We start from the raw sequence: 19,081 nt of genomic DNA on the forward strand, positions 1-19,081 counted from the left end.
TATAGAGGTTAGTAGCATTGAGCGATATGGCAAAAAATTTAATCTTATGGTTAGTCATCGCCGTTGTTTTAATGTCGGTTTTCCAGAGCTTTTCACCGAGTGAATCGTCTCGTTCGCAAACTGACTACACAACGTTTTTGAGAGAAGCAGAACAGGGAAATATTCGAGAAGTTCGCATCAATAATAGTGGCGAAATTCGAGGTACTAAGCGTTCAGGCGAAACTTTCCAAACATTCGTACCTTACTTCGATGACAAGTTAATTTCTGACTTGGTTAAGAACGACGTAAGAGTGTACGGTGAACCACCAGAAGAGCAGTCTCTTCTGACGTCTATTTTCATTTCATGGTTCCCCATGTTACTGCTTATTGGTGTGTGGATTTTCTTCATGCGTCAAATGCAAGGTGGTGGCGGCCGTGGCGCTATGTCATTCGGTAAGAGCAAAGCTCGCCTACTTGGTGAAGACCAAATTAAGACAACATTTGCTGACGTAGCAGGCTGTGACGAAGCGAAAGAAGATGTATCTGAATTGGTAGACTTCCTACGCGATCCGTCTAAGTTCCAAAAACTAGGTGGTAAAATTCCGAAGGGCGTACTAATGGTAGGTCCTCCAGGTACGGGTAAAACTTTGCTTGCAAAAGCGATTGCCGGCGAAGCGAAAGTACCATTCTTTACTATCTCGGGTTCTGACTTCGTTGAAATGTTCGTAGGTGTAGGTGCATCTCGTGTGCGTGACATGTTCGAGCAAGCGAAAAAAGCTGCGCCTTGTATTATCTTTATCGATGAAATCGATGCGGTAGGCCGTCAACGTGGTGCGGGTCTAGGTGGTGGTCACGACGAGCGTGAGCAAACCCTAAACCAGATGCTAGTTGAAATGGACGGCTTTGAAGGTCACGAAGGTATTATCGTTATTGCGGCAACTAACCGCCCTGACGTACTAGACCCTGCGCTACTTCGTCCAGGTCGTTTTGACCGTCAGGTAGTGGTTGGTCTTCCAGACATTCGCGGTCGTGAACAAATTCTTAAAGTTCACATTCGCAAAGTGCCAGTGGCTGATAATGTTGAACCATCAGTTATCGCCCGCGGTACACCAGGTTTCTCAGGTGCTGATCTAGCTAACCTAGTAAACGAAGCTGCGTTATTTGCTGCTCGCGGCAACAAACGCCTTGTTTCAATGGAAGAGTTTGAGAAAGCGAAAGACAAAATCATGATGGGCTCTGAGCGTAAGTCTATGGTGATGTCTGAGCCTGAAAAAGAAATGACAGCGTATCACGAAGCGGGTCACGCTATCGTAGGTCGCTTGGTTCCAGAGCACGACCCGGTTTACAAGGTGTCAATCATTCCACGCGGTCGCGCGTTGGGTGTGACTATGTACTTACCGGAACAAGACCGTGTGAGCCATTCTAAACAACATTTAGAAAGCATGATTTCTAGCTTGTTTGGTGGGCGTATTGCTGAAGCCATCATTTACGGTGACGACAAAGTGACAACGGGTGCGTCTAACGACATCGAGCGCGCGACTGAAATTGCTCGTAAGATGGTAACCCAGTGGGGCTTGTCGAGCAAAATGGGTCCAATGCTGTATGCTGAAGACGAAGGTGAAGTGTTCCTAGGCAAGTCTATGTCTAAGGCAACAAACATGTCTGACGACACAGCACGAGCAATTGATGCGGAAATTAAGTCGTTGATTGACCGCAACTATGAACGTGCTCAGAAGATCCTTGAAGAAAACATCGATATCTTGCATTCAATGAAAGACGCACTAATGAAGTACGAAACCATTGATGCTAAGCAAATTGATGACCTAATGAACCGCACTGAAGTTCGTCCTCCTGCAGATTGGGATGACAGCAAGCCGTCTGGTGGCGATAAGCCAAGCGGTGGTGCACCAGTTCGTGAAGGTGAAATTAAGAACGATGGCGTTGACAAGCCGTCGGTAGGCAAGCCGGGCGATATCCCAAGCTAAGCTTCTACAATCACTAAAAAACGCCAGTTAAACTGGCGTTTTTTGTTAGCGCAATCTGGTTTTTGTTGCAAATTGAGCAAAGGCTTTAAGCGGGAGTTAAACAACGTTGGTTATCAAATTGGAGTAGGCAATGTATTTGCGCTTCACGGTAACGAGCACTGCTCACTAGGCGATTTAAAACCAGTTTGCTTTATAGCTTCATTTTTTGAAGACAACTTTTTTTGAAAGATAGTATTATTTCTTAAAAACATAGTGCAGGTAATTCATGCAGTTTGGTAAGCACTTCATTGATCTGTCACAACCACATGTGATGGGCATCTTAAACGTTACGCCCGATTCATTCTCTGACGGCGGCAAACACGCAAATGTAAAACAAGCCCTTGAGCACGCGCTTCGCATGATTGATGAAGGCGCAACGTTCATAGATGTCGGTGGTGAATCAACCAGGCCTGGTGCACCCGATGTTTCGTTACAGGAAGAATTGGATCGCACCATACCGGTTATTGAAGCCGTATCGAAAAATACCGACTGTGTAATTTCCATAGATTCCAGCAAAGCTGACGTAATGCGCGAAGCCGTGAGGGCAGGCGCAGGGTTAATTAACGATGTACGCGCCCTACAAGAGCCTGGGGCACTACAAGCTGCCGCCGAAGCAAAAGTACCCGTATGCTTGATGCATATGCAAGGACAGCCTAGGACTATGCAAGATAATCCAGAGTATGAAGATGTCGTTAAAGATGTCGGCCAGTTCTTATTGCAGCGTGCACAAATCTGCGAAGAGGCAGGCATTTCTAAAGATGCTATTTTGTTTGACCCAGGCTACGGATTCGGTAAATCACTAGAACATAACTATGCATTAGTTAAACACCTTCCAACACTTATGGCTTTGGGTTATCCAGTGTTAGTGGGTATGTCACGTAAGTCGATGATTGGCAATTTACTCAACAGAAAAGTGGATGAGCGCTTGGCGGGAAGCATAAGCCTCGCTACAATTGTTGCCCAAATGGGCGCACAAATAATTCGCGTTCACGACGTGAAAGAAACAGCAGATGCTGTCAATATCGTGAAAATGCTGAATTCAGTAAAATAAGGAATAATAATGACGCAGCGCAAATATTTCGGCACCGACGGCATTCGTGGCAAGGTAGGCGAGAGCAATATTAACCCGGAATTTGTCACCAAATTAGGGTGGGCAGCGGGTAAGGTACTTGCAGGTCGAGGAACGAACAAAGTACTAATTGGCAAAGACACGCGAATTTCTGGCTATATGCTAGAGTCATCATTAGAAGCAGGGCTTTCTGCTGCGGGTATCAATATTGGTTTGCTCGGCCCTATGCCAACGCCTGCCATTGCCTATCTTACTAAAACCTTTCGCTCAGAAGCGGGTATAGTAATTAGTGCATCTCATAACCCATTTTATGATAATGGCATTAAATTCTTTTCAGCCCAAGGCTTTAAACTCGATGATGATATTGAGTTAGCTATTGAAGACATGCTCGAGCGACCTATGACATGTGTGGCATCTGATAAGCTAGGCAAAGCTACACGTATCAATGACGCAGCAGGTCGTTATATTGAGTTTTGTAAAGGCACATTCCCGTCAGAACTGTCGCTGACAGATCTAAAAATTGTTGTGGACTGTGCACACGGTGCAACGTACCACATCGCTCCTAATGTTCTTCGTGAATTAGGCGCAACGGTTATTGAACTGGGTACAGCGCCCAATGGCCTAAACATTAACGATGGTGTAGGTGCAACCTCGATGAATGCTATTGTTGAAAAAGTGAAAGAAACCGGTGCGGACCTAGGTTTTGCACTAGACGGTGACGGCGACCGCATTATGATGGTTGACCATCTTGGCAACGTGCTAGACGGTGACCAGATTGTCTACATCATTGCGCGAGATGCACTTAAAAATGGCAAGATGCAAGGTGGCGTTGTTGGCACATTGATGAGCAACTTAGGCCTAGAAAATGCACTTTCGAAACTAGGCGTACCGTTTGCCCGCAGTAATGTTGGTGACCGATACGTAATGGAGTTACTACAGCAGAAAGGTTGGTCTATTGGCGGTGAGAATTCGGGCCACGTACTTAACCTAAATATGTGCTCCACCGGCGACGGAATTGTTGCGGGGTTACAAGTACTTGCTGCTATGCTTCGTTCACACATGGATTTGCATGACTTGGCAAGTGGGTTTGAGATGTATCCTCAAACGCTGATTAACGTGCGATACGCTAATCAGGAAGTGGATTATTTAGCCCATGCAGATGTACAAAATGCAAAGAAAGAGGCTGAATCTGCGTTAGGGAAAACGGGCAGGGTGCTATTACGTAAAAGCGGGACAGAACCATTAATACGTGTAATGGTAGAATCGAATGATGAAGCCCAATCTCATAAATGGGCAGAGCATATCGCTGAAACTGTTCGTAATCTCGCCAATTAGTTGGCGTAGCAGGAAATTTTACTTTTTGTGCTTGTATCTTCTCAATTAAATAGTTAATATCACGCCCGCTTTGAAGACAGGGCTAAGGTCTGCGTTGTGAGTAAAAATCTTAGAAAGCCATTCGTGGCTGGCAACTGGAAAATGAATGGAAATTTGGCATTAGTTGCTGAATTCAATCAAAAATTAGCGAACGTAAAAGCTGAATCGGAAATCGTAATTTGCGCTCCTTCACTTCTTTTACACGCATTTGAAACCCAGTCATTTGCCATTGGCGCTCAAAACGTAAGTCATCTGAATAACGGCGCTCACACTGGTGAGTTGTCTGTTGAAATGCTTAAAGAGGCGGGTTGTGGTTACGCAATCGTCGGGCATTCTGAAAGACGAGAAGACCAAGGCGAGTCAAGCAAACTTGTTGCATTAAAGGCGAAACAGTGCGTTTCCTCTGGTGTTGTACCTATCATTTGTGTAGGTGAGCCACTAGAAGTAAGAGAAGCAGGCAACGTCGAGGCATACGTTGGTGAACAACTAGATGCGCTTATTGATGCCATGTCTGTTGAAGAACTTAGCAAGACTGTTATTGCATATGAGCCGATTTGGGCAATAGGTACTGGTAAAACAGCTAGCCCAGAACAAGCACAAGAAGTACACGAATTTATTCGCGGCTACTTTGCAAAAGTAGACGCACAATTGGCTCAAGGCCTTCGTATTTTATACGGTGGTAGTGTTAAGCCAGACAATGCTAAAACCCTGTTTGCTCAGAACGATGTAGATGGTGGTTTAATTGGCGGAGCCAGTTTAAAAGCTGAAGATTTTATTTCAATTTGCCAAGCGGCAAACTGACGAGGTATTTATGATTTACGAAGTGCTTTTAGTAGCATACCTAATTGTTGCGCTATTACTTATTGGGTTTGTTTTGATCCAACAGGGTAAAGGCGCAGATATGGGCGCTTCATTTGGCTCAGGTGGTTCAAACACGGTTTTCGGTTCATCAGGTTCAGGTAACTTTATGACCCGTACAACAGCTATTCTAGCTGCGCTGTTTTTCTTCATCAGCCTTTCACTTGGTGCAATGACTGCAAACCGTGAAAGCGCAGAAGACGAGTGGAACAATCTTGAAGTTCCGGCTTCAGTAGAAGAGCCAGTGCAACTTCCAGCTGACCAAGACGTTCCAGTCATTGAAGAAGCAACACAGAACGATGTACCTGTTGTTGAAACAGACGTAACAGACGTACCAAAGTCTGACGATACTGATGGTTCAAACTAAAATAGTTTTCGCGGAAGTGGTGGAATTGGTAGACACGCCATCTTGAGGGGGTGGTGAGCATAGCTCGTGCGGGTTCAAGTCCCGCTTTCCGCACCAATTAAATAGAAAAGGCCAGCAATATTGCTGGCCTTTTTTGTTTCTATTCTCCGTATAAGTTAGTTATATGGTGCTTACACCCGCGGTCTGGCACTGTGTGTTTAATTGTAACAAAGCGTTAAAATCCAAAATTTACAGGGTCTTACGTCTGTTCCTAAATTTATTATTCGGCTATTCTTTGAAAGAGTTAAGCGCTCAGGTGAGTGTCTTAAATAAAACAATTTTCATGGGGCACTGAAGTGCAAAAAACACTTAGTCAGAGTTTATTCCAAACCCTTTTTATAGGGATTGTAATAGTGTCACTTCTGATAATAGGCGCGGTGTGGCGTTCTGCTAACACTCTTGTAGTTGATAATATCGATCACAATATTGTATTAGCGGAAAAAGTTTTTGATAAAGTCATCGCTGACCGCCAAGCCGTTATTCATAATGTTTCCAACATATTATCCCGTTCACCTGACTTCAAACGTGCTATCGACACAGAAAACCTGCCTTCTATTGACGCGGCGTTTGCTAGTTTCGCGCAGAGACTCGACACCGATATCATTGCTTTAGTTAGTCTTGACCATCAAGTAATTGTTTCACGCACGGAGTTATTTAAAGAAGGCCAAGACGTAGAGAGTAGCCTAGCTTTAGGTGCAAAGGGTAAAGACAGCGGTTTTTTCGTTTTAAACAATCAATTAATGCAGCTAAATCTTATCCGTGTAGAAATACCATCGCTTAGGTACTACATGTTAATCGGTGTAGCGTTTAATAATGCATTATTGAGTGAACTTAAACAGCTTGTAGACGCCGATATCATCATTTCAAAAGTTGATTCCAATGACATCCTTTCCACAACGTTAAAGGAAAATGAGGCGCAACAAATCTTAGCGTCTGAAGACGACCCTTCTTGGCTAGATGTAACTTTCAACGATGAACTGACTTATTTTTCACGCCAGGTAGACATTTCAACTGACGAAAATTTACCTGTAAAAATAACAATAGCCATAGATGCAAAGACTTCGTTCAATGCTTTTACTCGTGTTCAATTTACCGTTTTGTCTTTCTGTTTGGTCGCCATATTCATTGCACTTGGACTTTCTCTGATTTTTGCCAGAAAGGTGAGCCAACCTGTATCAACTCTTGTAAAAGCGGTTAATAAGGTAGCATCTGGTACCTACGGTACCACGCTAGAAACGCCCTCCACGTTAAAGGAAATATCTGAACTCGCCAGTGCCGTTGATAGCATGCAATCGAGTATCAAGAGTCGTGAAAAGCACATACGTTATCAAGCTGAGCATGATGTACTAACGGGGCTTTTTAATCGAAATTATGTAGAAGGGTACTTTGAAGCTGAACTTCAAGACGGGCGAGCGGTACAAGTTGTTGCCATCACGGTTATAGGCTTTCGTACGATTAATGACTTGTACGGTTATTCCAACGGGGACAATACACTAAAAGCATTAGCCGAAAGACTGCAGCGATGGCCGGGAACTTCTGCAAGGCTCGCCGGCGGTGAGATTCTGTATATTACCCACGAAGCGCTTAACGACGACCAGCTCGAAACATTGAAGCATATCTTAGAACAGCCGGTTGAAAGTAATTTAATCGCAATACCCGTGAAAGTGGCGATGGCTGTTATTCAGTGTCCACAGGATGCAACCACATCTGAAGAGCTATTTCGAAAGATGAATATCGTTACCGATGAAGCGATACACAGCGATAGTTGGTGCGTTCGTTACAGAACTGAATTAGAAGATAAATACAATCGCAGATTATCAATTACTACCGAGCTTAAGCGCGCCTTGGCAAGTCAGCAACATGAGCTGTCTATGGTTTACCAACCAAAGATAGACCTAAAAACCATGAAAGTGTGCAGCATGGAAGCGCTTATTCGCTGGAATAACAGCGTGCTAGGTTTTGTGCCACCCGACGAATTTATTACTATCGCAGAACAAGCTGGATTAATTGAGCAAGTTACTACTTGGGTTATGAGGCAGACCATATCTGATTTAGCGTACTTTAGAGGGCGCGGGTATGGGTTTTCCGTAGCCATGAACTTATCAACACAAGATATTCAAAATAAGATACTTCTGGGCAATCTAGTTGCATTGCTCACACAAGAGGGGTTATCGCCTGACTCGCTGGAGCTTGAAATAACAGAAAGCGATTTAGTGGCTGATGCGTCATTGGCTATTGAAAACCTTAACGAGTTAACAGCGCGCGGCTTTCACTTCGCAATTGACGACTTCGGAACAGGCTATTCATCGTTAGCGTATTTGAAGAACTTACCAGTCAAAACGATAAAAATTGATAAGAGCTTTATTCTGTCACTAGCAAGCGATGAAAACGATCAGCAAATTGTGCATACCGTTCTTAGTTTGGCGAATGTGTTTAATTTGAAAGTTGTAGCGGAAGGGGTGGAAGATGTGGCGTCTCTGGAAATCTTGCGAGATTGGGGATGTGACATTGTTCAAGGATATTACATTAGCCGCCCCCTAATTCGTTCTGACCTTGAGGATTGGCTGCAAAATACGCCTTTCGGTGAATAGCTTTTTTATTAAATTAAATTTATTGTTTGAACGTAATCACAGTGCAGTTGTTTCCAAGTTAGGCGACATGGCATCGTAAATGCAAATACTAATAACGAAGCGTGTAAAACGCTCTGCGGGCCAGAATTTTTCGCCAAAGTGTGAGTATTTTGCCCACTGAGTTGTGAAATTACTTCAAAAACAAGGAATTTATTATGGACATCATTCGTATACTGTTATCGATTTTACTTCCACCGTTGGGCGTGTTCTTGCAAGTGGGTATTGGCGCTCACTTTTGGATTAATATCCTTTTAACTATTCTTGGCTATTTCCCAGGTGTTATCCACGCTGTCTATATCATCGCTAAAAAATAGTAATGTAGACTAGCCACTACTCGCTATGAAATAGACTGCATTGCCAAAGCCATAGCAGTAGATAAACAAAAGCCAGCTTGATTAGCTGGCTTTTTTATGTTGTGGTAGGTTTCGAGCGAAGCGATTTATCCAACGTAAACTATCTCCTATTACGCTGTGAGCTTTTCGTCATCTAGCTCTTGTTTCATTTCCCTTTGGTATTCTTCAGCCAATTTTGTTTTTTGGCGGTCATTAAGCACATTACCTGCAACCTGGAAGAACTCTTGTTCTTCATCAGCTAGGTGGTGTTCTACCTTTTCCTGTAGATTTTTTAAATGACGTAGCCAAGCCGGTGAGCTCATGTCGGTGTCATCTAGTTTGGCGAGCAGTTCATCAATCTCGTGATGCTCTGCAATACCATGGCGTGTTAAATCTATAGTCGCGTCTTTCTCTAGCAAATGAGAATAAAAGTGGCGCTCTTCTGCAATAGCATGGCTTTCAAGCTGGTTTTTAAGCTCTTGGTAATACTCGCGACGCGCAGCGGTGTCGCCACTTGTTTCAGCCAATATCTTAAGCAACAAACGTTGCTTTTCATGGTCTTGACGTAATGCTTCAAAAATTTTCATGGTCGTTCCTTTTTAATGCCTAAAAGTGATTCACAGCACTAATAATGCTATTTTTATTCCATGAATAGAGAACTTGTTAGCTTATGATTTATATCGAATTTTTCTAGTCGTTGGGGAAGCAGGAGTTAGGAGGAGAAAGTGACAACGCAAAATTTACAAGAATGTTGCCGATAAATTCACGGCGCATTGACCGCGAATTTATCGAATAAACCACATTACACGCCTTGTGCGACCACGGCATCTGCCAATCGTCTGAATGCTGCGATGTTGGCGCCTTTCATATAGTCAACGTAGTCGCTTGCGCCACTTTCAGATTTTCCTTCATTGACACAGCGCTGATGAATGCTTTCCATGATTGAATACAATTGTTCATCTAATGCGCTCGCGTTGCGTTGATTGAACATAGCGTTTTGGCCCATTTCTAAGCCCGACAACGCGACTCCTCCCGCATTCGATGCTTTACCCGGTACATAAGCGATTTTTGCGTCGGAAAAATGCGCTTGTGCGTCTTTGGTACAGGGCATATTCGCCCCTTCTAAAGCCATCTGACAACCGTTCTCTAGTAACAATTTCGCATCGTCTGCATGGAGTTCGTTTTGCGTAGCACAGGGTAGGGCAATATCACACTTTAAGTGCCAGGGCTTTTTATTCGCCACCCATTTACCCATGCCTTCATTAGCCATATCTGTAAGGATGTTATTACGAGAAGCATGGTTGTCGATTGCCCATTTAAGTGCAGTATCTGTTATCCCTTGTTCGTTGTGCAGAAGTCCCCGGCTGTTCGACAGCGAAATAACTTTTCCACCTTTTTCTACGGCTTTTAAAGCGGCATGCAGCGCTACATTGCCGGCACCAGATACCGAGATCGTCTTCCCTTCAATTTGAGTACCTTTATGCTGACAAACCGCTTCTAAGAAGTAAATGAGTCCGAAACCCGTGGCCTCTGTTCGTACATAACTTCCACCGAACTCTAAGCCCTTACCCGTTAGTACCCCTTCAAATTTGTTGTTTAGCCTACGGTACTCACCATATAGATAACCTATTTCCCTGGCACCTACATTGATATCGCCTGCAGGCACGTCGGTATTTGCACCAATATGCCGCTGTAATTCACGCATGAATGCTTGGCAAAATAGCATGATATCGCGATCTGAGCGGCCTTTGGGGTTAAAGTCTGAACCACCTTTACCCCCACCCATGGGCAACCCGGTGAGCGCGTTTTTAAAGCATTGCTCGAATGCAAGAAACTTAAGCACAGAGAGGTTTACGGTAGGGTGAAAGCGCAAGCCCCCTTTGTAAGGGCCCATGGCCGAATTGTGCTGCACACGCCAGCCTTGGTTTACTTCAATTTTTCCCTCGCTGTTCATCCATGAGACGGTGAAATAGATAATGCGTTCAGGCAGGCAAATACGCCTTACTATGTCAAACGCCTTATAATCTTCGTTCGCATTATATATGGGAACGATGTCTTCAAGCACTTCGTGTACTGCCTGAAGATACTCGGTTTCGCCTGCGAACTTCTCATTGAGAAAAGTATATATTTCATCAAAATTGCTTTTTTGGGCCATGTACTACTTAATCCTTTTCTTTAAAACTGGTGAGCACGGTAAGACTGCGAGGGCACGCTTTAATAACCAGTGATTCGCCCTCATAGATCTCGCCGTCCACAGCATATGCTGTAGGTTTATCGAACGTTAAAGTAATGTTGGACGCGCGTTCATGGTGTATAGATTCTGATTGTTTTTTTGCTTCGGCTGGGCTCAATACCAACTCGGCCAAAGACGCAAACTGCCTGTCTGAACTGGGCTGTGGTAACAACCACGTTAAATCAAGTTTGCCGTCTGTAATGTCAGGGGGCTCTGCGCCTTGCGCAAGCGCTGTAGTCATTGGTGCCGCGTTAGCTATAACAAAGCTGGGTGTCTCTAGTGTTTCAGCGCTTTTTCCGTCAATTGCAACCTTGAAGGTCATATTCTCGTTATTTGAAATAGCGTTCCAAAGACCTTTGAGGTAGGCAAATTGGCCTCCCATGTTCTTTTCTTCACGGTCAGCGGCAGAGATCATTTTCTCCTCAAAACCGACGGCGGCCACAAGTAACATCACATGGTCGTTACACGTTGCGGTATCGATATCCAGGGTATTACCTTCGATAATAATGTCGCATGCGGTACTTATGGGCATTACTTTGCTGATATATCCGTGCAACACCTGACTGAGCGCGTTTGCCGTACCAAAAGGGATAATGCCCATGGTAATACCAGTATTTACGAGAGCAGACGCAACTTCTGTTAATGTGCCGTCGCCGCCACAGGCGACGATAATATCAGCACCGTCTTTTTTGGCTTGCTCTGCCAGTGTCTTGCCATCTATATCTTCAGTGGTCTCTTTAACCGTAACTTTGAATTTTTCGTTTAGCCGAGACAACACGTCATCTCGGTATTGCTTCCATTTACCACCGCCAGCAACCGGGTTTACGATAAGCGTTAAGTCTTTTTGCAACGAAAGTAAGCCGCCATCTCTTACTTTTTGCAATGAAGCTAACTGTCGTTTATTAAGTCTTGCTGTTTGTCGTATTTGGTTAATTTCACGAAGAGCGTCATCTACAGTTAAATTAGGATTCTTTGCCAGCAAATAAGCGGCCACCACCAGCACAGAGCGTCCTCGTCCAAGTGCGCAGTGCACGACGACATTTTTGTTTTCAGATATCTGCTGGTTTAGCCAATTTATGGCAAGAAGCAGTTGTTCTGGAGTTGGGCTAGTGTGATCTAGCACCGGCACGTTTAAATACCGATAGTCTTCCTGATAAGCAGTCCAGTCTAAGCCATCGAATTCGGCGGTTACATCGAGAATGGCATCAATGTTGTTTTCATTTAATAGGCTAACGTGTTTTCCCGACATGCGGCAGGCAAGAAACAAGTTTGGCTCTATTTTCTGAAGCGGGGGGACTTTATCAGTTCTGCGAGCATACTCATTATAAAGCCATGAGCCCAGCAAGAAAGGCACAAAAACCCAGCGAATGTAAAAGGGAATTGACCCATCTTCGCGCTTACGGAAAAGACTGGGGTAATTAAGCAAATAGGCACTGCTGACTGCAATTAGCGAAAATGCTATCCAGCCAAACACCACTTTTAGCAATATCACAGGCACAGTTAGCGTTAACACTAATGCCAACAATGCACCAAGTACGTAATACTTCACCATTTTCACGATTAACACATCCTTTGTAATTGGAAAAAGCAAACAGCCTATGCATCTATACTTATGCTGGAATGTTTTCGTTTACTTTTGTAGTAACAGGTTTGAACTATCGCATTGCCAATAACGTATGCGTTGGTATTGAAAGTGTGAGCGTGTTAAATGAAAAATAGTGCAGTATTGAAGGTAGTAAACTTTATATGGTTCCAAAGCATTTGGTGGCTGGTTATTTTATTTCAGAACCAAGCCGTGTTGCCTGTGTTGGGATTAATTGCATTGTGGATTGCCATATCGCCTAAGCGCATAGAAGATATAAAGCTAATGAGCACGGTTTTTCTTCTTGGCACTGTAATAGATACCTTACTCACTGTTAGTGGCTTGTTTATTTTCAACCAAACAGAAGTGCTCGTAAGCTTTTGGCCAATTCCTATTTGGTTAAGCCTACTTTGGGCCGCCTTTGCGGGTACCGTTTACCATAGTTTAACCGCTTTCAATGGGCGAATAGCTATCGCTGCCGTAGCAGGAGCGGTGTTCGCACCGCTCAGTTATATCGCAGGTGCAGAATTCGGAGCGGTAGAGCTAGGCACGAGCGTAATGCTTTCTTATATCTTTATCGCGTTGGTGTGGAGTGTAGTCTTTCCGCTATGTTTTTATTTATCCAATCGTTTTGAGGCAAAACAGGCCCAAGCGTAAACGCAAGGAGTGTATTGGTAATGACGAAAAACGTATTAGTTACCGGTGGTAACAGAGGCATAGGTCTAGAAATAGTGAAGGGAATGCTATCTAAAGGCTATAAGGTGCTGATGGGGTGTCGAGACGAAGAGTCGGGCCTTGAAGCTAAAAAAGATATTGTGGGTGGGGATCTTCATATCATCGAAATGCCACTTGATAACGAAACGGCAATCGTTGATGCATTTGTACGTGCTGAAGCAGTGTATGGACCTATCGATATACTCATCAATAATGCAGGCATTTTAGATGATACCGATTGGAAGGACGTGAATTCCGAGACCTTTGCTAAGTCAATGCAAGTTAATGTGAATGCGCCCCTCACACTCATTCAGCAGACGCTACCTCAAATGATTGAACGGGGCTTTGGGCGTATTATTAATATAAGTTCTAGTTACGGCAGCTTTGCCGAGGGTTTGAAAGGACCATTGTGCTATGCCATATCCAAGGCGGCACTTAATGCGCTTACCGTTAAGATGGCAGCTGTAGTTGACCAAGCTGCTGACGGCAAATCGCTCGATGTCACGGTTAATAGTATGACACCAGGCTGGGTACATACCCGAATGGGGGGAAGTGACGCACCTAGGCCCCCTGAGGAGGGGGCAGATACCGCAATATGGCTTGCGACAATGGAAGAGGGCGGCCCTCACGGAAAGTTCTTGAAAGATAGAGAGCCAATTGAATGGTAGCTTAGTTATTCGAGCTACCATTACTTGGATTAGCTCAGTCTTGTCTAAAGAACCGCATGTATTACAGCGAGAATCGCTCTCTTAGAAAGCGTGCGATTCCGTCTTCGTCATGATGGCCAATAACTGATGTGGCAGCGTCTTTGATGTAAGGCTTTGCATTTGATGGCGCATAGGCCTCGTCAGCCAATTTAAACATGCTTAAATCGTTATCGCTGTCACCAAATACAATAACGTTACTTGCGTTTAGTTGATTGCGTAACAACTCTACAGCACTGCCTTTATTCGCAAGGTTGTGGTGCACATCCATCCAACGATATTCATCACCTTCAATTGCTGGGCCTGAATAAGCGATTAAACCTTCATGCATGTTTAACTGCTTATACATATCATAAACGAGCGGTGCATCGCCTATCATACTTATATTAGTAATATGCGCATTTGCGGGTAGCGACTCAATAGAAGCAAGGCGAGCTTTAGTGCGAGAAAAATACTTCTTTATTAAGTCATGCTCTACCTGATGCTTAGGAGAAGAATGGTAAATTACGTGTTCATGGTTAGGGCTTTCCATGTTCACGGTATTAATGAAAGGCGTAATATTGTTTTGTACAGCGTGTTCAATAATGAGGTTTACTTCACTGGGGGCCAGCAAATTCTCTAACGTCAATGCATTTCCTGACGGGTCCCAAATGGCCACACCATTGTTGTAAATATGAGGGAGTACAAATGACTGACCTTTAAGCACAAACTGTGCTGAGTGCATGGTTCGGCCCGTTGCTACCGTAAAGGCGATGTCTCTTTCGCCAAGTAGGCCCAACGTTTCTTTAGTGAACGAAGATATTTCAGATGACTTATTTAATAAGGTCCCATCTAAATCAAAAAATATTAAATCCATACAATTGGTGCCTAGTCTCTCTTGCAAAATGACCGCAGACCAAACGATAAAGGGCAATATACGTCTTGGTCGTTATATTGCCCTTTTGCTTGTTACGTATCAGTGAGTTTGGTACATACCTTAACAATACCTTACCACATTCTACATTTCAGCAGCGTTTCAAATAGTGTAATTAGTCGTACTACCTAATAGATTCAACTACTTTGTCTGAGTGCTGCTTCAATAGCTGTGACACCTTAGAAGAAGACTGAGATTTTTTAAGATTAATCACTAACGCTACTTTACCGTATCTAACCGCATGTCTTACTGTTTGGATCACTTCATTTCTATCAGGGCGTAACCCAATTAGACCCGCAATGAATAACCCAATGAATAGGCCTGGACTAATTAATGCGATGTAAGTAAACAAAGGATTTTGTTGGGTAAGGGCAGGGCCAAACTGAGTTAGTAGAAAGGCGGTAATCAGCCCTAGCACAACGCCAATAGAACCAAGAAGTAAATGCGACGACCACATACTCTTACCAATAGAGGCGCTATTGCGCTCAAGCTTTTCGCTCATTTTAGGATCGCCAGCTTCGATTATCTCAACTTGCGACGCCTCTACAGACGTGTTGTCTTGTACTATTTCCAGTACTTCCTGGACTTTCTGTTTAGAAGGAAACACAGCGGCAACTTGCAATTCGCCGTTTGATACAACGTTGGCTCTAAAATTTTCATGCTCATTGCTGTTAGCGCTTTCTGAAACTACCTTATTCGAACTTTGAACATTCATCTTTAAATCCTCGACTTCTAACTTGGACTCTCTAAATCAATCGACTTCACTTAACTTCAACGGCAATCGATAAATGTTGAGGCCCTGAAATTAAATGTAACTTGGTAACCCTTACTTAGATTTATTCAAGTTGTATTCCTGTGAGGGACACCAAACGCTTATACTTTCGTTTAAATTGAAATGTTGGTTGTTCTATCTATATGTAATTTATGGTTATTTTAGGAACGTTAAATATGGTTTAGTAAGCACGAAACCCCAGTTTGTTGGGATTTTACCCATACACGTGGCGGTTTCGCGCACCTTACAAATAGAGCGAGTGGTAGTCTTTGTGAGAATTTTACACATGCTGTGAAAAATCGTTACAGCGTATGCTCTTCATTGTTCAGAGAATCCTCCACCGTATTAGAAGCGGGTTTGAACGTTGTGATCATTTCTTAGCAATTCAATGTAAGTTTTATTTATGAATTAGCGGTTTTATTCTTATGTTCTGCGTAGCTTCTAATTTGTTTACGGGAGAGAACAATACCCCCTAGAGGATATTTTTATTGAATAGTTCCTTTACTGGTGGGGCAGAAGTGGCGAGAGAACTGGCGAAAGAAGTGGAGTGTATGAAACGGACTAAAGGGTATTGCAACGTTTATTCAGATGATAGCCATCTATCGATAAAGCGAATGGCGTGCGGGAATAAACGATTTTACTATCGCTACGTTAGCGGAAAAAAAGTGACAGGCGAACGTGTGCTTAAGCGGATTAAAAAGCTTGTCATTCCGCCTAATTGGCGAGATACCTTTATAAGCCGTGACAGTAAAGCCAGTATTCAAGCAGTCGGATATGACGAGAAAGGGCGTAAACAGTACATCTACCACGATAAATGGCACGAGCAGCAGCAAGTAGAAAAATTTGAGCGTTTGGTTGCCTTTGGTAATGCACTTCCTGAATTCCGTGAGCACTGTCTATCATTAATTTCACAGCCAACATGGACGCAAGAAAGAGCTTGCGCGCTGGTGTGCCTGTTGCTCGATTACACAGGTGCTAGAGTTGGCAACGCTCAATATAGCAAGGAAAATAACACATATGGGTTAACTACATTACGGCGCAAGCATGTACAAGCGCAGTGTGACGATAGTGTTGAACTTGCTTACATTGGTAAGCACGGCAAACCAAGAACACTAAAAGTAAACGACCCTGAGCTTGCTTCATTAGTTTGTGACTGTGCGCAACAACAGGGTTACTGTTTATTTCGTTATCAAGATGAGAATAATCAATGGCACGACGTAACGAGCGAAGACGTTAATGCGTTCATCCACAAAGAACTAAGTGAACAGTTCAGTTGTAAAGACTTTCGAACGTGGGCATCAAGTCGATTTGCACTAACAAACCTGCCCAGTGTGTATGAACAGATAGCAAACTCCAGAACCAAGAAATGGGAGAGTACGTTAAGTAAGTGTGTTGCAGCAGAGCTAGGCAATACTCCCACCGTTTGCAGGAAATATTATATTCATCCGAAACTATTTACTGTGAAAAATGACGAAAAGGCGTGTGAGAAGCTAATTAATCGGGTTCGCTCGCTACATAGTGAAGATTGTACGCAACTTACCCATTTACTGCCTGTAGAAAAGCTTCTTTTGGATGTTATTTCGTCTGAGTGCGCGTAACAAAGTATTTTTAATGAAAATGTTTTAGCTGATAGTAAAGTTGCTGCTTTCCGCGCCTTTTCAGCTAAAGTTAAATTGTTTCATAAATGACTTGGTGTTTTTAAGTTATTGAATATTAGTGGTAATTATAAATTTTGTTAACGTAATATGCTGTGAAACATGGTTGGTGCTAATTTAAACATAAGTGCCAGCTAAACGATGTTGTTTAAAAATTGCACTTGAAATTTTTTGTCAGATCCTTATATTGTTAGAGCTCTAATGATTACTGTTCGATTCAATATTTGCTGAGCGAATTGGGTTGGCAAAGGTTGAACGGCATTTTCATTTACGAGTTTTCGAAGAGCAATAGAGGAAATAACGAACGTTATGCCAATGGAAAGTTACCTATCACTAGCCGTGTATTTTATAGCGATGTTAGGGATAGGGTTGTTTGCTTACCGACAATCTACCAGTGATATATCTGGATACATTTTAGGAGGGCGACAAGTAAGCCCTCAAGTTACCGCACTGTCTGCGGGTGCGTCTGACATGTCAGGTTGGATGCTGATGGGCTTACCAGGAGCAATGTACTTAACCGGTTTTGACGCGGTCTACATCGCAATTGGACTGGTAGCTGGTGCGTTAGCTAATTACGTATTAGTAGCACCGAAGCTTCGCGTTTATACCGAAGTAGCGAACGACTCGCTTACTGTGCCTGAGTTTTTTGCCAAGCGGTTCAACACGCCGAACTCAAGCTTGCGCATTGTTTCAGCGGTGATAATCGTGCTGTTTTTCACGTTGTACACGTCAGCCGGGTTAGTTGCAGGTGGTAAGTTGTTTGAAAGCGCATTTTCAGTCGATTACCAGTTAGGCCTGTTTATTACGCTGGGTGTAGTGGTGTCTTATACATTACTCGGTGGTTTTTTGGCGGTAAGCCTTACGGACTTTGTGCAAGGGTGCATTATGTTCGTGGCATTGGTACTAGTGCCAATTGTAGCGTTTACCGAATTCGACAGCGTATCGCAAATGACAAGTGCCGCTTATCAATCTGTACCGAATTTTTCTGAATCGTTAGAAACGCTAACGATTGTCGGGTTGTTATCTAGTTTGGGCTGGGGCTTAGGCTATTTCGGACAGCCTCATATTATTGTCCGTTTTATGGCAATTCGCTCTGTTAAGGCAATTGGAACAGCGCGAAATATTGGTATGTCGTGGATGTTAGTGACCATTATTGGGGCACTAGCAACAGGCTTTGTGGGCATTGCCTATGCTAATCAGTTTGGCCTGGCCGTCGACGACCCTGAGACGATATTTATTATCTTCTCACAATTGCTGTTTCACCCACTTATTAGTGGATTTCTAATGGCCGCTATTTTAGCCGCCATTATGAGTACAATTTCGTCGCAGTTATTAGTAAGTGCGAGCTCTCTGACCGAAGATATTTATCGCGTAATGGTAAATAAAAAGTCACCGAATAAATCGCTAAGCGAAAAGCAAACCGTAACAATTGGTCGTTATGGTGTAGCGGGAGTTGCCGTAGTTGCACTGCTATTGGCCATGGATGCGTCGAATACAATTTTATCTTTAGTAAGTAACGCTTGGGCAGGTTTTGGTGCTGCTTTTGGTCCGTTAGTACTGTTTTGTCTGTATAAAAAGGACCTAACAGCGAAAGCGGCAATGGCTGGCATGATTAGCGGTGCGGTAACCGTACTGTTTTGGATATACGCGCCAGTTCTCGCTGACGGTAAAACGTTAAGCAGTGTTATTTATGAAATTATTCCAGGGTTTGCTGTGAGTACGCTAACGCTATATATGGTAAGTCGTTTTAGCGAAGATCCATCGACAAATGTTCAGGCAACATTTGCGCAAGCCAGTGAAGAATTAGCGAATCAACAATCTTAAGGTTAAAAAGTT

At 43.5% G+C, this 19,081-nt stretch carries 16 protein-coding genes and 1 tRNA gene; 12 read left to right on the forward strand and 5 right to left on the reverse strand.

Annotated elements, in window-relative coordinates:
* Positions 1–17: 17 nt before the first annotated feature.
* From ftsH to BGK61_RS09610, 8 genes are all read left to right on the forward strand, one after another.
* On the forward strand, positions 18–1,964 hold the full coding sequence (ftsH, locus tag BGK61_RS09570) for an ATP-dependent zinc metalloprotease FtsH (protein WP_014998254.1): 1,947 nt from the start codon (positions 18–20) through the stop codon (positions 1,962–1,964).
* Between the two features lie 265 nt (positions 1,965–2,229).
* Positions 2,230–3,054, forward strand: a complete 825-nt coding sequence (gene folP / locus BGK61_RS09580) for a dihydropteroate synthase (RefSeq protein WP_076010912.1) — start codon at positions 2,230–2,232, stop codon at positions 3,052–3,054.
* A 9-nt stretch (positions 3,055–3,063) separates the two neighbouring features.
* The gene (gene glmM / locus BGK61_RS09585) at positions 3,064–4,407 is read left to right on the forward strand and encodes a phosphoglucosamine mutase (RefSeq protein WP_014998256.1); all 1,344 of its coding nucleotides are present in this window, start codon (positions 3,064–3,066) and stop codon (positions 4,405–4,407) included.
* A 96-nt stretch (positions 4,408–4,503) separates the two neighbouring features.
* Positions 4,504–5,247: a triose-phosphate isomerase gene (tpiA, locus tag BGK61_RS09590; protein WP_014998257.1), complete on the forward strand. Its 744-nt coding sequence runs from the start codon at positions 4,504–4,506 to the stop codon at positions 5,245–5,247.
* A 10-nt stretch (positions 5,248–5,257) separates the two neighbouring features.
* A complete protein-coding gene (gene secG / locus BGK61_RS09595; RefSeq protein ID WP_076010911.1) occupies positions 5,258–5,671 on the forward strand; it encodes a preprotein translocase subunit SecG in 414 nt (137 codons plus the stop codon).
* A gap of 10 nt (positions 5,672–5,681) precedes the next feature.
* A tRNA-Leu gene (locus BGK61_RS09600) sits at positions 5,682–5,767 on the forward strand.
* A gap of 296 nt (positions 5,768–6,063) precedes the next feature.
* A complete protein-coding gene (locus BGK61_RS09605; protein ID WP_234349433.1) occupies positions 6,064–8,301 on the forward strand; it encodes a bifunctional diguanylate cyclase/phosphodiesterase in 2,238 nt (745 codons plus the stop codon).
* A 194-nt stretch (positions 8,302–8,495) separates the two neighbouring features.
* Positions 8,496–8,654, forward strand: a complete 159-nt coding sequence (locus tag BGK61_RS09610; protein ID WP_014949371.1) for a YqaE/Pmp3 family membrane protein — start codon at positions 8,496–8,498, stop codon at positions 8,652–8,654.
* Between the two features lie 149 nt (positions 8,655–8,803).
* Here BGK61_RS09610 and BGK61_RS09615 read toward each other — a convergent pair whose 3' ends face one another.
* The 3 genes from BGK61_RS09615 to BGK61_RS09625 form a co-directional block, all read right to left on the reverse strand.
* Positions 8,804–9,259: a hemerythrin domain-containing protein gene (locus tag BGK61_RS09615; protein WP_014998260.1), complete on the reverse strand. Its 456-nt coding sequence runs from the start codon at positions 9,257–9,259 to the stop codon at positions 8,804–8,806.
* A gap of 215 nt (positions 9,260–9,474) precedes the next feature.
* Positions 9,475–10,827 (reverse strand): NADP-specific glutamate dehydrogenase, encoded by a 1,353-nt coding sequence (gene gdhA / locus BGK61_RS09620; RefSeq protein ID WP_014998261.1) that lies wholly within the window; start codon positions 10,825–10,827, stop codon positions 9,475–9,477.
* A 7-nt stretch (positions 10,828–10,834) separates the two neighbouring features.
* Positions 10,835–12,463, reverse strand: a complete 1,629-nt coding sequence (locus BGK61_RS09625; RefSeq protein WP_014998262.1) for a diacylglycerol kinase family protein — start codon at positions 12,461–12,463, stop codon at positions 10,835–10,837.
* 150 nt (positions 12,464–12,613) lie between these two features.
* Between BGK61_RS09625 and BGK61_RS09630 the strand changes: the two genes are divergently transcribed.
* A complete protein-coding gene (locus BGK61_RS09630; protein ID WP_014998263.1) occupies positions 12,614–13,144 on the forward strand; it encodes a DUF2878 domain-containing protein in 531 nt (176 codons plus the stop codon).
* A 20-nt stretch (positions 13,145–13,164) separates the two neighbouring features.
* Positions 13,165–13,869, forward strand: a complete 705-nt coding sequence (locus BGK61_RS09635) for an SDR family NAD(P)-dependent oxidoreductase (protein WP_076010909.1) — start codon at positions 13,165–13,167, stop codon at positions 13,867–13,869.
* A 61-nt stretch (positions 13,870–13,930) separates the two neighbouring features.
* Here BGK61_RS09635 and BGK61_RS09640 read toward each other — a convergent pair whose 3' ends face one another.
* Complete coding sequence (locus tag BGK61_RS09640) at positions 13,931–14,761, reverse strand: HAD family hydrolase (RefSeq protein ID WP_076010908.1); 831 nt, start codon at positions 14,759–14,761, stop codon at positions 13,931–13,933.
* Positions 14,762–14,942: 181 nt separating this feature from the next.
* Entirely contained in the window at positions 14,943–15,533 is a 591-nt protein-coding gene (locus tag BGK61_RS09645) for a hypothetical protein (RefSeq protein ID WP_014998266.1), read from the reverse strand.
* Positions 15,534–16,141: 608 nt separating this feature from the next.
* Between BGK61_RS09645 and BGK61_RS09650 the strand changes: the two genes are divergently transcribed.
* Positions 16,142–17,188: a DNA topoisomerase IB gene (locus tag BGK61_RS09650; protein WP_076010907.1), complete on the forward strand. Its 1,047-nt coding sequence runs from the start codon at positions 16,142–16,144 to the stop codon at positions 17,186–17,188.
* 366 nt (positions 17,189–17,554) lie between these two features.
* Positions 17,555–19,069, forward strand: a complete 1,515-nt coding sequence (gene putP / locus BGK61_RS09655) for a sodium/proline symporter PutP (RefSeq protein WP_076010906.1) — start codon at positions 17,555–17,557, stop codon at positions 19,067–19,069.
* Positions 19,070–19,081: the final 12 nt, after the last annotated feature.

It is taken from the genome of Alteromonas abrolhosensis, from assembly GCF_001953635.1.
GTDB classification, from domain to species: Bacteria; Pseudomonadota; Gammaproteobacteria; order Enterobacterales; family Alteromonadaceae; genus Alteromonas; species Alteromonas abrolhosensis.

Excerpts from the sequence above, each read along its gene's own strand:
- BGK61_RS09630 (WP_014998263.1), top strand. The coding sequence starts at position 12,614 with ATGAAAAATAGTGCAGTATTGAAGGTAGTAAACTTTATATGGTTCCAA.
- BGK61_RS09610 (WP_014949371.1), top strand. The coding sequence starts at position 8,496 with ATGGACATCATTCGTATACTGTTATCGATTTTACTTCCACCGTTGGGC.
- folP (WP_076010912.1), top strand. The coding sequence starts at position 2,230 with ATGCAGTTTGGTAAGCACTTCATTGATCTGTCACAACCACATGTGATG.
- gdhA (WP_014998261.1), bottom strand. The coding sequence starts at position 10,827 with ATGGCCCAAAAAAGCAATTTTGATGAAATATATACTTTTCTCAATGAG.
- BGK61_RS09650 (WP_076010907.1), top strand. The coding sequence starts at position 16,142 with ATGAAACGGACTAAAGGGTATTGCAACGTTTATTCAGATGATAGCCAT.
- BGK61_RS09640 (WP_076010908.1), bottom strand. The coding sequence starts at position 14,761 with ATGGATTTAATATTTTTTGATTTAGATGGGACCTTATTAAATAAGTCA.
- BGK61_RS09645 (WP_014998266.1), bottom strand. The coding sequence starts at position 15,533 with ATGAATGTTCAAAGTTCGAATAAGGTAGTTTCAGAAAGCGCTAACAGC.
- glmM (WP_014998256.1), top strand. The coding sequence starts at position 3,064 with ATGACGCAGCGCAAATATTTCGGCACCGACGGCATTCGTGGCAAGGTA.
- secG (WP_076010911.1), top strand. The coding sequence starts at position 5,258 with ATGATTTACGAAGTGCTTTTAGTAGCATACCTAATTGTTGCGCTATTA.
- putP (WP_076010906.1), top strand. The coding sequence starts at position 17,555 with ATGCCAATGGAAAGTTACCTATCACTAGCCGTGTATTTTATAGCGATG.
- BGK61_RS09615 (WP_014998260.1), bottom strand. The coding sequence starts at position 9,259 with ATGAAAATTTTTGAAGCATTACGTCAAGACCATGAAAAGCAACGTTTG.
- BGK61_RS09635 (WP_076010909.1), top strand. The coding sequence starts at position 13,165 with ATGACGAAAAACGTATTAGTTACCGGTGGTAACAGAGGCATAGGTCTA.